Annotated in this window: 12 protein-coding genes; 11 read left to right on the top strand and 1 reads right to left on the bottom strand. The window is 69.3% G+C overall.

All coding sequences use genetic code 11. The annotated features are described in order from the left end of the window. The first annotated feature begins 1 nt into the window (after position 1). The 7 genes from KV110_RS11620 to KV110_RS11590 all read left to right on the top strand — a co-directional run bounded on the left by KV110_RS11620 (position 2) and on the right by KV110_RS11590 (position 8,570). The gene (locus tag KV110_RS11620) at positions 2 to 1,636 is read left to right on the top strand and encodes a dipeptide ABC transporter ATP-binding protein (protein WP_218475830.1); all 1,635 of its coding nucleotides are present in this window, start codon (positions 2 to 4) and stop codon (positions 1,634 to 1,636) included. Continuing rightward, a complete protein-coding gene (locus KV110_RS11615; protein WP_218475828.1) occupies positions 1,636 to 1,890 on the top strand; it encodes a hypothetical protein in 255 nt (84 codons plus the stop codon). Before KV110_RS11620 ends, KV110_RS11615 begins: the two co-directional genes overlap by 1 nt. Beyond that, positions 1,890 to 3,035, top strand: coding sequence for an LLM class flavin-dependent oxidoreductase (locus KV110_RS11610; RefSeq protein ID WP_218475826.1), 1,146 nt, complete (start codon positions 1,890 to 1,892; stop codon positions 3,033 to 3,035). The genes KV110_RS11615 and KV110_RS11610 overlap by 1 nt, the downstream gene beginning before the upstream one ends. Then, positions 3,032 to 4,402 carry an NtaA/DmoA family FMN-dependent monooxygenase gene (locus KV110_RS11605; RefSeq protein ID WP_218475824.1) on the top strand — a complete coding sequence of 457 codons (1,371 nt, stop codon included), beginning with the start codon at positions 3,032 to 3,034 and terminating at the stop codon, positions 4,400 to 4,402. Before KV110_RS11610 ends, KV110_RS11605 begins: the two co-directional genes overlap by 4 nt. Continuing rightward, positions 4,399 to 5,205 carry a DUF1684 domain-containing protein gene (locus tag KV110_RS11600; protein ID WP_218475822.1) on the top strand — a complete coding sequence of 269 codons (807 nt, stop codon included), beginning with the start codon at positions 4,399 to 4,401 and terminating at the stop codon, positions 5,203 to 5,205. Before KV110_RS11605 ends, KV110_RS11600 begins: the two co-directional genes overlap by 4 nt. Next, positions 5,202 to 6,353, top strand: coding sequence for an LLM class flavin-dependent oxidoreductase (locus tag KV110_RS11595; protein ID WP_218475820.1), 1,152 nt, complete (start codon positions 5,202 to 5,204; stop codon positions 6,351 to 6,353). The genes KV110_RS11600 and KV110_RS11595 overlap by 4 nt, the downstream gene beginning before the upstream one ends. A gap of 189 nt (positions 6,354 to 6,542) precedes the next feature. Continuing rightward, positions 6,543 to 8,570 carry a CocE/NonD family hydrolase gene (locus KV110_RS11590; RefSeq protein WP_218475818.1) on the top strand — a complete coding sequence of 676 codons (2,028 nt, stop codon included), beginning with the start codon at positions 6,543 to 6,545 and terminating at the stop codon, positions 8,568 to 8,570. A 73-nt stretch (positions 8,571 to 8,643) separates the two neighbouring features. Here KV110_RS11590 and KV110_RS11585 read toward each other — a convergent pair whose 3' ends face one another. After that, positions 8,644 to 9,645 carry a methylenetetrahydrofolate reductase gene (locus tag KV110_RS11585; protein WP_218475816.1) on the bottom strand — a complete coding sequence of 334 codons (1,002 nt, stop codon included), beginning with the start codon at positions 9,643 to 9,645 and terminating at the stop codon, positions 8,644 to 8,646. A 129-nt stretch (positions 9,646 to 9,774) separates the two neighbouring features. Between KV110_RS11585 and KV110_RS11580 the strand changes: the two genes are divergently transcribed. From KV110_RS11580 to KV110_RS11565, 4 genes are all read left to right on the top strand, one after another. Beyond that, entirely contained in the window at positions 9,775 to 10,926 is a 1,152-nt protein-coding gene (locus KV110_RS11580) for a polyprenyl synthetase family protein (RefSeq protein WP_218478370.1), read from the top strand. A gap of 142 nt (positions 10,927 to 11,068) precedes the next feature. Beyond that, positions 11,069 to 12,682, top strand: coding sequence for a phytoene desaturase family protein (gene crtI / locus KV110_RS11575; RefSeq protein WP_218478369.1), 1,614 nt, complete (start codon positions 11,069 to 11,071; stop codon positions 12,680 to 12,682). Positions 12,683 to 12,745: 63 nt separating this feature from the next. Continuing rightward, complete coding sequence (locus tag KV110_RS11570) at positions 12,746 to 14,449, top strand: alpha-(1->6)-mannopyranosyltransferase A (protein WP_218475814.1); 1,704 nt, start codon at positions 12,746 to 12,748, stop codon at positions 14,447 to 14,449. Beyond that, entirely contained in the window at positions 14,446 to 15,435 is a 990-nt protein-coding gene (locus KV110_RS11565) for a phytoene/squalene synthase family protein (RefSeq protein WP_218475812.1), read from the top strand. The genes KV110_RS11570 and KV110_RS11565 overlap by 4 nt, the downstream gene beginning before the upstream one ends. The last annotated feature ends 23 nt before the right edge of the window (positions 15,436 to 15,458 follow it).

Below are 15,458 nucleotides of genomic sequence, written 5' to 3'. Positions count from 1 at the left end.
CATGACCACTTCTCCGTCTCGGGCAACCGGTCCGCTGTTGCGGATCGACAACCTCCGCGTCCGTTACCGGACCGACTCCGGCCCGGTCACCGCATTGGCCGGGGTGTCGCTGAGTGTGTCGCGGGGCGAAGTGGTGGCGCTCGTCGGCGAATCCGGCTCGGGCAAGTCGACTCTCGCGCAGGCGGTGATCGGCCTGCTCGGGGCGAATGCCGAAATCACCGCCGGGACGATCGCCTTCGACGGGCAGGTCATCGATACACGCTCCGAACGAGCTTTGCGGCAGCTGCGTGGTGCCCGGATCGGCTTCGTGCCGCAGGATCCCGGGTTGTCGCTGAATCCGGTACGGCGCGTCGGCGACCAGGTGGCCGAGGCGCTGGTGGTGCACCGGTTGGCCGACCGCCGGTCGGCGCGCGGGCGTGCGGTCGAGCTGCTGGCCGATGCCGGACTGGATCGGCCGGAACTGCGGGAGGTGCAGTACCCGCATGAGCTGTCGGGCGGGCAACGGCAGCGGGTGCTCATCGCGTCCGCGCTGGCCTGCCAACCGGAGCTGGTGATCGCGGACGAGCCGACCAGTGCGCTGGACGCCACGGTGGCGCGCCGGGTGCTCGATCAGCTGGCGACCCAGATCGCGGCCAACGGCACCGCGGTGCTGCTGATCACGCACGATCTCGCGGTGGCCGCCGAGCGTGCGGATCGGATTGTCGTCTTGAGCGGCGGTGAGATCGTGGAGAGCGGACCGACCGCGACCGTGCTGACCGAGCCGCGCCATCCGTACACGAAGCGGCTGCTCGCGGCGTCACCGAGCCTGGCGCCCGCGGGCGCCTACCGGACACCGAAGCCGCGTACGGGTGCCCCACTGCTCGCGCTGCGCGAGGTGCGCAAGCGTTTCCGCGCGCAGGCGGGCGGGTCGGTGACGGCGGTCGCCGGCGTCGGCTTCGAACTCGGGCGCGGCGAAACCCTGTCGCTGGTAGGCGAATCCGGTTCCGGTAAGTCGACGACGGCGCGAATCGCGCTGCGGCTCACCGAGCCCGACAGCGGACGCGTCACGTTCGACGGGCACGAGCTGACCCGGGTCCGCGGATCGCGGCTGCGGGCGCTGCGCAAGCGGTTCCAGGTGGTGTATCAGAACCCGTATTCGTCGCTGGATCCACGGTGGCGGGTTGGCACCATCATCGCGGAACCATTGCGCGCCTATGGCGTCGGCGATCGCGCGGCCAGGCAGGCGCGGGTCGCCGAACTGCTCGGACAGGTGGCGCTGCCGGAGCACTTCGCGCAACGCCGCCCCGCGGAACTGTCCGGCGGACAACGCCAGCGCGTCGCCATCGCCCGCGCCCTCGCCCTGCACCCGGACCTGCTGGTGCTGGACGAACCGGTCTCCGCCCTCGACGCCTCGGTCCAGGCCCAGATTTTGGAGCTGCTCGACCGGCTGCAAGCCGAACTCGCGCTGAGTTACCTGTTCATCTCGCACGACCTCGCGGTGGTCCGCCGGATCAGCGATCACGTGGCGGTCATGCGGCACGGACGCATCGTCGAATCCGGGCCCACCGCAGAGATTTTCGGCAACCCGCAGCACGAATACACCCGTGAGCTGTTGTCGGCCATCCCCACCCACGCCGTCGCGAAAGGACCATCCTGATGTCGGATCCGACCTACCGGCACAGCCGGATACTCGTCCGCACCGACCGGCGCGCGTGCTGCCGGAGCCGACCGGAGCAGGCCCCATCGCTGCCCGCCATGGCGAAACGCTGGTGGCGCACGCACCTGCGCGCGCCCGAGCACTCCGCCGCCGCAGCCCTATGGCAGCACGCGCTGTTTTTCGCACCCGACGCCGCGGGCACCGGCAGCCACCCGGCGGCACGGCAGTGCCTCGACTGGAAGGAAACCTACTGATGGCCGATTCCGACTTCTTTGTGGCGGTGGAACTCGCCGGGACGGGCGTGCATCCGGCGTCGTGGCGGCGAGCGGACTCGCGGGCCGAGGATCTGTTCACCGGTGCCTACTGGGTCGATGTCAGCACGGCAGCCGAAAACGCCGGTGTCGACGCGGTATTCGTGCCCGACTCGTTCGGATTGCAGCCCGGTGGGCCCGGCGCCGAGCGCGGCAGGCTCGACGCGGTGGCGATCGCCGCGCGGGTGGCGGCGGCTACCCGGCGCATCGGGCTGCTGCCGCAGGCGCCCGTGACACACACCGAGCCGTTCCATCTGGCCAAGGCCATCCAGAGTCTGGATTTCGCCACGCTAGGGCGCGCGGGCTGGGAGGTCACCGTCTCCGAGGGGGCCGAGCAGGCACGGGCATTCGGGCGGAAGAGCGCGCAGGACGCGGCGTCGCTGTGGCACGAGGCGGACGAGGCGATCGAGGTGGTCACCCGGCTGTGGGACAGCTGGGAGGACGACGCGGAGATCCGTGATGTGCCCACCGGGCGCTTCATCGACCGGGACAAGCTGCACTACATCGACTTCGCCGGGGACAATTTCTCGGTGCGTGGGCCGTCGATCACGCCGCGTTCCCCGCAGGGGCAATCGATCATCGCGGTGCGTGCGGAGGACGACGCGAGTACGGCGGTAGCGGTGCAACGCGGCGATCTGATCCGCGTTGCCGCAGGCGATCTCGATTCGGCGCGTGCCAAGCGTACCGCGCTGCGCACGGCCGTACTGGCCGCTGATCGCGACCCCGATTCGGTGCTCGTCTTGCTCGACATCGACCTCCACCTGGCCGATTCAGCGGCCGCGGCGAACGATGAAGTGGTTCAGCTCGACCGGTGGGCGGCGGCGTTCGCCGAGCCGGCCGCCCCGACCAGCCTGCGCCACATCGGTACTCCGGCAGCGCTGCGCGAATTGCTGACCACCATCGAAACTTCCGGTGCCGCCGACGGTGTCGTACTCCGCCCGCTCGCGGTACCGGCCGCGGTGCGTCACCTCGGCGTATTGGCACGCGAACCGCACTCCGGCGGCACATTGCGCGATCGTCTCGGCCTGCCTCGACCGGTCAGCCGCTACACCGACCGCACCACGATCAACGAAGGGACAGCGTCGTGACCGGCAAACCACGCAAGCGCATCCACCTCGCGGCCCACTTCCCCGGGGTCAACAACACCACCGTCTGGGCCGATCCGGCGTCCAAGAGCCAGGTCGACTTCGAATCGTTCGTGCATCTGGCGAAGACCGCGGAACGCGGCCTGTTCGACTTCTTCTTCCTGGCCGAGGGTCTGCGGCTGCGCGAACACCTCGGGCGCATCCACGACCTGGACGTAGTCGGCAGGCCGGACACCTTCACCGTGCTCAACGCGTTGGCCGGGGTGACCGACAAACTCGGCCTCGCGGGCACCATCAACAGCACCTACAACGAGCCGTTCGAACTGGCCAAGCAGTTCGCCTCACTGGATCACCTGTCCGGCGGTCGCGCGGCCTGGAACGTCGTCACCTCCTCCGACGCGTTCACCGGCGAAAACTTCCGCCGCGGCGGTTATCTCGAGCACGGTCAGCGCTACCAGCGCGCCGCGGAGGTCGTCGAGGTGACCCGCAAGCTGTGGAACAGCTGGGCCGCCGACACACTGGTCATCGATCGAGCCGCCGGGGTGTTCGCCCGCGAGATACCCGAAACCCGGCACCGCGGTACCCAATTCGACATCGCGGGCCGGTTCGTGCTGCCCCCGAGCCCGCAGGGGCACCCCGTGTTGTTGCAGGCGGGTGATTCCGACGACGGCCGTGAGTTCGGGGCCGCTGCCGCCGACGCGATCTTCACCGGCCACGGCACGCTGGAGGCCGGACAACGCTTCTACGCCGACGTCAAGGGCAGGCTGGTGAAATACGGCCGGACGCCGGACGAGCTGAAGATCCTTCCAGCAGCCACCTTCGTGCTCGGCGACAGCGCGCAGGACGCCGAGGACCGCGCCCGCCACATCCGGCGACAGCAGGTCGGCCCGCAGACCGCCATCGCCTTCCTCGAACAGGTCTGGGGCCGTGACCTTTCCGGCTACGACCCGGACGGCCCGCTGCCCGACGTCGAACCGACCGACAATGTCACCATCACCCGCGGCCGGGTGCGCCACGCCAAGGACCCGCGCGCCGTCGCCGAAGCGTGGCGCGCCAAGGCCGAGGCCGAAAAACTCAGCATCCGTGAGCTGATCATCGAGGTCACCGCGCGCCAGCAGTTCGTCGGCACGCCCGCCGCGGTCGCCGAGCAGATCGACACCTATGTCCAGGCCGACGCCAGTGACGGATTCATCCTCGTCCCGCACCTCACCCCGGGCGGGCTGGACGAATTCGTCGACCGGGTCGTCCCCGAACTGCAGGAGCGCGGCAGCTTCCGCACCGAATACCGCGGCACCACCCTGCGCGACCACCTCGGTCTACGCCATCCGCACCGGCACACCACCGCCAACGAAGGAGCACGAGCGTCATGACAACCAGCATCAGCACCGTTTTCGAAACCGAGTGGGCCCGGTGGCAGCACGCCAGGGAAGAGCAGCTGCGCGACCCGCTCGGCTTCCTCAGCCTGACCGGATTGCATTGGCTCACCGACCAACCCGAGCGGCTGCCCGACCTGCCCGGCACCTGGTGGGTCACCGACAACAAGGTGTTCATCACCGCACAGCCCGCCGACCGTTTGACGTTCGACGGCGTCGGCATCGCGGGCGTGCAGATCATCAAGCCCGCCGAGGGTGCGCCGGGACTCAGTGTGCGGCACGAGCATCGGGTGCTCGAGGTGATCCGCCGCACCGGCCGGTACGGGGTACGGGTGCACGATCCGGCCGCGCCGACGCTGCTGAGTTTCGACGGCATTCCCAGCTACGCACCCGACCCGCGCTGGGTCGTGCCAGGCCGGTTCACCCCGTTCGACGAGCCGCGTGCGGTGACCACCGGTGCGGTGATCGACGGACTCGAGCACCACCACACCGCCTCGGGCACCATCGAATTCAGCATCGGCGAGGCCACCGAGCGAGTCATCGCGTTCGGCGATCCCGCCGACCTTCGACTGCTGTTCACCGACGCCACGAGCGGTATCACCACCTATCCGGCGGCGCGCTCGCTCGCCGTCGGCCCGCCGGACGCGCACGGCACGGTGCGCCTCGACTTCAATCGCGCGGCGAATCTGCCCTGCGCTTTCACCGATTTCGCGACCTGCCCGCTCGCGCCCGCGGAAAACCGGCTGCGGGTGGCCATCGAAGCGGGCGAACAGCATCCACGGCTGGGGAGGAATTCATGACGGTCCCACTATCGATCCTCGATCTGTCCCCGATCAGCGCCGGATCCACCGCGCAGCAGGCGTTGCGCAACACCATCGATCTCGCGCAGCACGCGGAACAGTGGGGCTACCACCGTTATTGGCTCGCCGAGCACCACTTCGTCTCGGTGGCCAGTTCCGCGTCGATCACGTTGATCGGACTGGTCGCGGCGGCCACTTCGCGAATTCGGGTGGGGTCGGCGGCCGTTCAGGTCGGCCACCACACCTCGGCGTCGATCGTGGAAGCATTCGGCACCATCGACGCGCTGTATCCGGGCCGCCTCGACCTCGGGCTCGGCCGGTCGGGCCATCGCCGCAGCCAGTACGGATCGGAACCGTCGCACCCGAAGGGCAGTCACCCCAAGGTCGACACGGCCACCGGGCGGACCACCATCCGAGACGGCGTGGTGGTTCCGCCGCCGTTCGATCCGGGCCGGATCGCCGACCGCTCCAAGTTCCTCGCCTCGATCAGCGCGCTGCAACAGCGCGGCGCGCAGCCGCTGGACTTCGCCGAACAGGTCGACGAGGTGCGCGCGCTGCTCGGCGGGCACTTCGTGAGCCCGGAAGGTGTTGCCCTGCATGCCGTTCCGGGCGAGGGCGCACAGGTGGAGCTGTGGTTGTTCGGCAGCTCGGGTGGCGAGAGCGCGGTGCTCGCCGGTCAGCTCGGGCTGCCGTTCGTGGCGGCCTATCACGTGTCCCCCGGTACCGCCCTGGACGCCGTCGATGCCTACCGCACGGCCTTCCGCCCGTCCGATCGGCTGGCCGAGCCGTACGTGGTGGTCTCGGCGGATGTGGTCGTCGCCGGTGACGACGCCGCCGCGCACCGCCTCGCCGCCACCTACGGCCACTGGGTGCACAGCATCCGCAGCGGAGCGGGCGCCGCCGACTACCTCGACCCGGCCACCGCCACCCCGCTGACCCCGGAGCAGCACCGCCTCGTCGCCGACCGCCTGGCCACCCAATTCGTCGGCGCGCCTGGCACTGTCGTCGAGCGGCTGGCAGCACTGCAGCACGTCACCGGCGCCGACGAACTCCTGGTCACCAGCGTCACCCACCGGCACGCCGACCGGTTGGCATCGCACCGTCTGCTCGCCGAGGCATGGGGACTGCGCGCGGCCCGCGCCGCCTGAGTCACGGCGGCGGCCACCGTTACAGCGCCGAGGCCAGCGGATGAGCTCGCCGTGTCGGTATCGCGGAACCCCTGACCCGGCGATACCGACACGGCGAGCTTTCCGAAATCGGCATGCTTTCCGGAATCCCTCACGAAACATACATCCCTGCATGTATATTTCCGCTCGATCAGATGACGGAGGATGTGGATGAGGAATACCGCTGCCCGCCGGGGAACCCGCTGGTTCGTCGGAGCGCTCGCCCTGCTCGCGGTTTCACAGCTGCTGGTGGCGCCCGGCGCACCGGCGGCACCCGAGGGCGCGGCGGAGTGGACGGCGCTGCACGATGGGCCGCAGCGGTATCCGTCTATGCACATCGAGTGGGATGTGCCGATCACGATGAGCGACGGCACGGTGCTGAAGGCGAATGTGTACCGCCCGGCGGACGCGAACGGTCCGGTCGCGACGCCACTGCCGACCATCGTGAACCTGACGCCTTACACGAAGCTGTTGTCGATGATCGCGCAAACCGCGCTGTCCATACCGGTGCTCTCGGACGCGGTGGTCGGATTCCTTCGCGACTTCGAGTTGCCCGGCACGCCATTGGAAGCCCTGACCGACGCCACGCGGGTGGCGGGTGGCGGGTTCGGGCGCGCTTTCGCAGTGGACCCCAACCTGGTTCGCAGCGGCTACACCCAGGTCGTCGTAGATGTGCGGGGAACCGGCTTCTCCCAAGGGATCTGGGAACCGTGGGGGCCAAAGGACCAGCAGGACACCCCGGAAGTCATCGCCTGGGCAGCCGCCCAGCCGTGGTCGGACGGCAACATCGGCATGACCGGTGCCTCTTATTCGGGAATCAACCAGGTACAGGCGGCCGAAAAGCAGCCGCCCGCACTGAAAGCCATCGTGCCGGTGGTTCCGGGCAACGATCTGGTGCGCGACATGATCGCCCCGGGCGGCGCGGCCATCGGCATCCTGCTCCCCTACCTGCTGGCGGTCAACGCGGCCAAGCTGATGCCGGACCTCATGTCGCTGCTGCAAGGCAGATTCGACACGCAGTGGCTCGCCGATCGGCTGGCCAGCCCGATGTCGTTCATGGACGTCGGGATTCAGACGATGACCACCAATTCCTTCGACGCAATTCCCCCGCAACTGGAGCAGGTACTCGATCCGGCGAGTCCGATCCGCCAGGCCTGGCTCGGGCATCCCGAACGCATCACCGTACCCACCTTGGTGATCGGCGGCTGGCACGACAACTTCGTGAACGGGGAACCCCGGATCTACCAGGACATTCCGCTGCCGCCCGGGCAGAAGCAGCTGATCATGGGCAACAGCTACCACGTGAACGCGGGCTTCGACATGCGCGGCAAGTCCGGCGAGCCACCCCGCATCGATGTGCTGCAGCGCGTGTGGTTCGACAAGTGGCTCAAGGGCATCGACAACGGCATCGACAGCTACGGGCCGGTGACGATGTGGCAGCAGGGCGGCGGCTGGACCAGCGCCGAGCAGTTCCCCCGGCCGGCTGCGAGCCACCGGCGGCTGTACCTCGCCGCGACGCCGAGCGGCACCACCAGCACCAGCGTGCACGACGGAACCCTCACCACCGCACCCACTTCCGAGACGACGCGACTCACCGTCGCCCCCGGCCTTGCCAGCCTGTGCTCGGCCGACTCGGTTCAGGGCACCGCGGGCCTCCTGGTCTTCACCGGCTGCGGCAAGGACGCCAGGGTGCAGGAACTCAGCGGGCTCACCTTCACCAGCCCGCCGGTGGCCGAGCCGACAACGATCTCCGGACCGATCTCGGTGCATTTGAACACCGTGCACGACGCCACCGACGGCTACTGGACCGCGACGCTGAACGATGTTGCCCCCGATGGCCGTTCGGTCACGCTGAGCACCGGTCAGCTGCTGACCTCGATGCGCGCCGTCGACGAAGGCAAAAGCCGCCGGTCGCCCGACGGGGCTTACACCGATCCGTATCCGCTACTGTCCCTGGCCGCCCGACAGCCCGCTGTCCCCGGCGAGCCCACCCAGCTCGACCTCGGCCTCGCCGCCACCGACGCGATTTTGCAACCCGGACACCGGCTTCGGATCGACATCTTCGCGGGCAACTACCCAAAGGGCCTGCCCATCCGCCCCATGCTGGACGCCACCGAGCTCAAACCCCAACACCTGCAACTGGACCCATCGACGCCCAGCTACGTCAACGTCCCACTCGCGGGCGCGCCGGGCTGGTAGCCGCGCATCTTTCGGCTTCCCGCGCACCGAATCACCGGCAGGAGAAACCAAAAGGCACGCGCCGGTAGGTGACTTACGCGCTCATCGGGGCCGCGGTGACGCCGTAACCGAGGTTGGTGAGCACCTCGGTGGTCGCCTTGGCGAAGTTCAGCGTGATGAAGTGCAGGCAGGGGGCGCCCTCGTCGATCAGCCGCTGCGCCATCTCGGTGGCGATCTCGATGCCGACCTCGCGCACCGCGGCCTGGTTCCCGTCGGGTGCGTCGCCCGCGGCCTTGTTCAGCCGGTCGAGTACCGACGCGGGCAGCGCACGGCCGCACAGTTCCTCGGCCCTGGCCACGGTGCGCAGCGAGGTGATCGGCATCAGCTCGGGGATGATCGGCTTGGCGCCCTCGATCGGGTCGAACTTCGCGATCCGATCACGCAGCCGCAGGTAGTGCTCGACGTCGAAGAACATCTGGGTGATCGAATACTCCGCGCCCGCACGCAGTTTCGCGGCCAGGAAGGCGGTGTCGGAGTCCAGGTCGGGTGAGCGGTGGTGACCCTGCGGGAACGAGGCGACGCCGACGTGGAAGTCGCCGAGGTCGCGCACGATGCGCACCAGTTCCTCGGCGTAGGCGACGCCCTCGGGATGCTGGTGCCACTCGCCGAGCGGATCACCGGGCGGATCACCGCGCAGCACCAGGATGTTGCGGATGCCCGAATCGGCGTAGGCGCCGACCAGCGAGCGCAACTCGGCCAGGCTGTGCTCGACGGCGGTCAGATGCGCCACCGGCAGCAGCGTGGTCTCCTGCGCCAGCGCGCCGGTGACCCGCACGGTGCGGTCGCGGGTCGAGCCGCCCGCGCCGTAGGTCATCGAGACGAACGCGGGATGCATCCGCTCGAATTGGCGGACGGCACGCCAGAGGCGCGCCTCGGCGGCGGCGTCACGCGGCGGATTGAACTCCACGGAGAACGGCACGGCGGCACCCGAATGGGCCCGCAGACTCTGCACAACCGAGGGTGTTCCAGAGACGTCCGGGTGCGTCCGGGGCGGACGGCCTGGGGTCGATCGTCCCCGCGCATTGTCGAAAGTCACCGATTCAGTGTAGTGGTGACCGGCGGCAGCCCTGACGGGTCGTTCCCACCGCCCGCGTATTCTTCGGACCAGACCACACCGGGCCACATCCGATAGACCGTGCCCGGGCACCACGCGTCCACCACGATTTTGGAGGCTCCCCTGTCCGCCGGACCCGGTACCCAGACGCCTCACCGCACCTCGGCGGCCGAGCTGATCGCACCGCAGCCGGGCACCCCGGCCTTTGTCGCCGCCGTTGAAGGCGCGCTGACCAGCTTCTTCGCTTCCCGCCGCCGGACCGTCGAGGAGCTGGGACCGGTCTTCGTCGAGGCCGCCGACGCATTGCAGCTGTTCGTGCTGCGCGGCGGCAAGCGCACCAGGCCCGCGTTCGCCTGGACCGGCTGGCTCGGTGCGGGCGGCGATGCCGACAGCGCGGAAGCCGACGCGGTGCTCACCGCGTGCTCGGCGCTGGAGCTCGTCCAAGCGTGCGCACTGATCCACGACGACATCATCGATTCCTCGCGCACCCGCCGCCGCTTCCCCACCGTGCACGTCGACTTCGAACAGCGCCACCGCGACCGCGGCTGGGCGGGTGACGCCGCGCACTTCGGCGCCAGCGTCGCGATCCTGGTCGGCGACCTGGCGCTGGCCTGGGCCGACGACATGGTGCACGCCTCCGGGCTCGACCCGGCGGCCATCGCGCGGTTCGCGCCGGTGTGGGCGGGCATGCGCACCGAGGTGCTCGGCGGCCAGCTGCTCGACATCAACGGCGAGGCGGGCGGCGACGAATCGGTCGAGGCCGCGCTGCGGATCAACCGGTACAAGACCGCCGCCTACACCGTCGAACGCCCGCTGCACCTCGGCGCGGCCATCGCCGACGCCGACGCGGACCTGGTCGACGCCTACCGCACGTTCGGCACCGATATCGGCATCGCCTTCCAACTGCGCGACGACCTGCTCGGCGTGTTCGGCGATCCCGCCGTCACCGGCAAACCGTCCGGCGACGACCTGCGCGAAGGCAAGCGCACCGTGCTGCTCGCCGAGGCGCTGCGGCGCGCCGACCAGACCGATCCGGCCGCGGCGAAGCTGCTGCGCACCAGCATCGGCACCGACCTCGGTCCGGACGAGGTGGCGCGGTTGCGCGCGGTGCTCACCGAACTGGGCGCGGTGGACGAGGTGGAGCGCCGGATCACCGAGCTCACCGACGCGGGACTGGCCGCCATCGAAACCAGCGCCGCGACCCCGGGCGCGAAGGAGCAGTTACGCGCCATGGCCTTGGCGGCGACCAAACGCGCCGCGTGAAAGTGGTTGCGGCACCGGCCGGTCGGGTACCCCTGGTCGACGTCGGCGCCGGTCCGATGCGTGCCGCGAAGAGGAGAACCGTATGAAAGACGCTGCCGGACCGAACGATCGCTACCTGCTCGTCCGGGGAATACCGGTCGCGATGCCCGGTCAAGCCAGGCGCGGCGCCGCCCGTCCGGTGAAAACCGTTGCCGGACCGACGGATCGCATCGTCGTGGTCGGTGCCGGACTGGCGGGGCTGTCCGCCGCGCTGTATCTCACCGGTGCGGGGCGCAAGGTCACGCTGCTCGAGCGGGCCGATCATCCGGGTGGGCGGGTCGGTCGCTACCAGGGCCCGGATTACGAGATCGATTCCGGCGCAACCGTGTTGACGCTGCCCGAACTGATCACCGACGCCTTGGCCGCGGTCGGCCGGACGCCGGAGACGTGCAAGCCCGCCCTTCGCATCCATCAGCTGGCCCCCAGCTATCACGCGAAATTCGCCGACGGCGCCACCATCCGCGTGTTCGCCGACCCCGAAGCCATGGCCGAGGAGATCGCGCTGGCCTGCGGACCGGACCAGGCACGCGGCTACCGGCGGCTGCGGGACTGGCTGGCGCGGATCTACGCGGCGGAATTCACCGATTTCATGGACACCAACTTCGATTCGCCGCTGGACATGATCCGGGTGCCCGAAAAGCGAAGGGCGCTGGCGGCTTTGCTGCGGCTCGGCGGATTCGGCAAGCTCGGCCCCCGGGTCGGGCGGTTCCTCGACGATCCGCGGCTGGCCCGGCTGTTCACCTTCCAGGCGCTCTACGCGGGCCTGCCGCCCGCCGAGGCGCTCGCGGTGTACGGTGCGATCCCGCACATGGACACCTCGCTCGGCGTCTACTTCCCCGAGGGCGGCATGCGGGCCATCGCGGAGGCCATGGCCGAGGCGTTCACGGCGGCGGGCGGCACGCTGGAGCTGGGCACCGAGGTGACCGGGGTGCACTACGCGAGGCGGCGCGCCGAACGAGTACGCACCGCGGACGGGCGCCGGTTCGACTGCGACGCACTGGTACTGACCGTCGACCTCGGGTCCATCGATCGGTTCGGCGTGCGTCGGCGCCGTGGCCTGCGGGCCGCACCCTCGGCGGTCGTCGCGCATGGCACGGTGCCTGCCGAGATCGCGCGGACCTGGCCCGTCCAGGCGCACCACACCATCGAATTCGGCGAGGCGTGGGACCAGACGTTCGCCGAGATCGCGGGCCGGCGGGGCCGGTTGATGAGCGACCCGTCGCTGTTGCTGACCCGCCCCGCGCTCACCGACCCCGGCCTCTACATCACCCGCGCCGACGGACAGCACGAACCGTTTTCCTTGCTCGCCCCCTGCCCCAATCTCGACGCCGCCCCCTTGGATTGGCCCCGCATCGGCCCCGCCTATCTGCGCGAACTCTTGGGTGTGCTGGAAGTTCGCGGCTATCGCGGCATCGCCGCGCATTTCACCGTCGACCATCTCGATACCCCGCAAACCTGGCGGGATCAGGGCATGCTTGCCGGTACTCCGTTCTCCGCGGCCCACCTCTTCCGGCAGACCGGACCATTCCGCACGCGCAATTTTCCGCGCACCAGCGACAACGTAGTTATCGCCGGTTGTGGCACCACCCCGGGGGTCGGCGTGCCGACGACGCTGCTGTCCGGAAAACTGGCGGCAACCCGCATTACCGGTGATATGCGTCCCGCTCGAGATGAAACCCCGCGTACCAGCGGGATAGTGTTCCCTGCGACGCCGTAAACTAGGCGCCGACCTATTCGCTCGCGGTTGCGACCGCTGACCATTCGGGGGGACCGACACCAGATGGCATCCCCCGAAACGCGTGCCGCAGAGGCCACATTGACAGATATCACCGGCCACGCACCGAACACCGCGGCGAAGCGCGAATCGGCCACCACCGAGCCCCATGGTGCGCGGTCGTGGATGCGCACCGCCGCCGTGTTCCTGCGCAGCCCGGAAGGGCATGCCGCGCTGCTCGGTTTCTACGGCGCGATCCTGATCACTTTCGGTGGTTTCGGCGCGGGCAGCACCCGGAAGCGGGATCCGATCCTCGAGGCGTTGCACCTGTCCTGGCTACGGTTCGGCCACGGGTACGCGCTGTCGACCATCGTCATCTGGATCGGCGTACTCCTGATGATCACCGCGTGGGTGCGGCTGGGCCGCACCACGATCGGCACGGGCGATCGGCTGGATGCCGGTGTGACGCTGAACGAGCTGCGCGTGATCGTCGGCATCTGGATCACCCCGCTGCTGTTCGCGGTGCCGATGTTCAGCCAGGACGTCTATTCGTATCTGGCGCAGGGCGCGCTGCTGCGGGACGGTTACGACCCCTACGTCGACGGACCCATCAGGAACCCGGGTGTACTGCTCGACAATGTGAGCCCGGTGTGGAAGACCACCACCGCGCCGTACGGCCCGATCTTCCTGCTGCTCGGTCATGGCATCACCAGCATCACCGGCGACAATGTGGTCGCGGGCACCATCGCGATGCGGTTGGTGATGCTGCCCGGCCTGGCGCTGATGATGTGGGCGGTGCCCTATCTGACCAAGCACCTCGGCGGCAAGCCGACGGTCGCGCTGTGGTTGGCCGTGCTCAACCCGTTGGTGCTGATCCACCTGTTCGGCGGCGTGCACAACGAGATGCTGATGGTCGGGCTGATGTGCGCGGGCATCGCGCTGGTACTGGAACGCCACCACGTCGCGGGCATCGTGGTGGTCGCCATCGGCGTCGCGATCAAGGCGACGGCAGGCATCGCGCTGCCGTTCCTGGTGTGGATCTGGATGCTGCACGAACGCGAGAAGCGCGCCGCCCAACGAGCCGGGCGCGACCCGGCGAACCTGCCGGAAAGCGAACGTCCGCACGATGCCGCCGAGTCGACCGAGGACATGCCGCACCCCGCGCTGATGTTCGCCAAGATCGCCGGGCTCGGGCTCAGCGTGTTCGCACTGGTCTTCGTGGCCGCCTCGGCCATCGCAGGCGTCGGCATCGGCTGGTTGACCGCGCTGTCCGGGTCGAAGAAGATTATCAACTGGCTCTCACTGCCGACGATCATGATGCATGCGATCGGCTGGGTGACTCCGTTCGATTCGGGCAAGGTACTCAACGTGACCAGGGCGCTGTGCGCGGTAGCGCTGGTGGCTGTGCTGGTATGGGCTTGGTGGCGGTTCCGGCACAGTGAGCGCGAGGCGGTCTTCGGGATCCTGATCGCGTTCGTCGCGATCGTCATCCTCTCCCCTGCCGCGCTGCCCTGGTACTACTCGTGGCCGCTGGCGCTGGCCGCCGGGTTCGCGCTCTCCACCACGACATTGATGGTGTTAGTGGGCTTGTGTACCTGGCTGATGCTGGTGTTCCAGCCGGACGGCTCGATCGGCCTGTACAACTTCTGGCACGTGGCCGCCGCGACCTTCGCCGCCGTGGTGGCGGCGATGTCGCTGCGCAAGGTGGACCCGCTGCGGTTGCGGAGCACCCCGCCGAGCATCGACCCGGCCACACACGCTCGACCATGAGCGGCGCGGCGCAGCGCAGCACCGAGCTCGCCGTCGCGTATCGCGAATGCAGGCAGATCGCGGCGGCGCACGGCCGGACGTACTTTCTGGCGACCCGGTTGCTCTCGGCCGAGCGCAGGCCCGCGGTGCACGCGCTGTACGCGTTCGCCAGGATGGTGGACGACATCGTCGACCACGCGGAAAGCGCTGCCGCACAATGCTTCCCGCAAGGTGATCGTCCCGAGCGCGGTCCCGCCGACGAACTCGACCTGATCGAGAAGCAGCTGCGCATCGCCCTCGAGCGACGCCAGCACAGTCCGGCGACCACCGCCGGTCAGCACTCGCGCACCATGGTCCTACTCGCGGTCGCCGACACCATCCACCGCCACGGCATTGCCGCCCACCACTTCTGGACGTTCCTGGACTCCATGCGAATGGACGTCCCCGGCACCCCGCGGTTCCGCGATCGCTACGCCACCATGGCCGAGCTACGCGACTACACGCGCGGCTCAGCCGCCGCCATCGGACTCCAACTACTGCCGGTCCTCGGCACCGTCGTGCCGATCGCCGAGGCCGAACCAGCCGCCGCCGCGCTCGGCGAGGCCTTCCAGCTCACCAACTTCCTGCGCGACGTAGCCGAAGACCTCGACCGCGGCCGGGTCTACCTCCCCGCCGACGAGCTGGCCGCCTTCGGCGTCGACGACGCCCTGCTCGCCCACTGCCGCCACACAGCCCACACCGACCCCCGCGTACGCCGAGTCCTCGCCCACCTCATCGCGATCAACCGAGACATCTACCGCCGCGCCCAGCCCGGCATAGACCTACTCGACCCCCGCGTACGCCCCGCCATCCGCACCGCGGCCGTCCTCTACGCCAGCATCCTCGACCGCATCGAAGCCTCGGACTACGCCGTCTTCACCGATCGCGCCATAGTCCCCCGCCACCAGCGCCTCCGCGTGGCCGCAACCGAATTCACCCGCGCCGCACTACACCGCCGAGGAAGCTAGCGAAGGGCTGACTACTCTCGCAG

Origin of the sequence: Nocardia iowensis (genome assembly GCF_019222765.1) — a bacterium.
GTDB classification, from domain to species: Bacteria; Actinomycetota; Actinomycetes; order Mycobacteriales; family Mycobacteriaceae; genus Nocardia; species Nocardia iowensis.
Note: the sequence above shows the minus strand (reverse complement) of the source record. Positions and strands in the feature narration are given on the sequence as shown.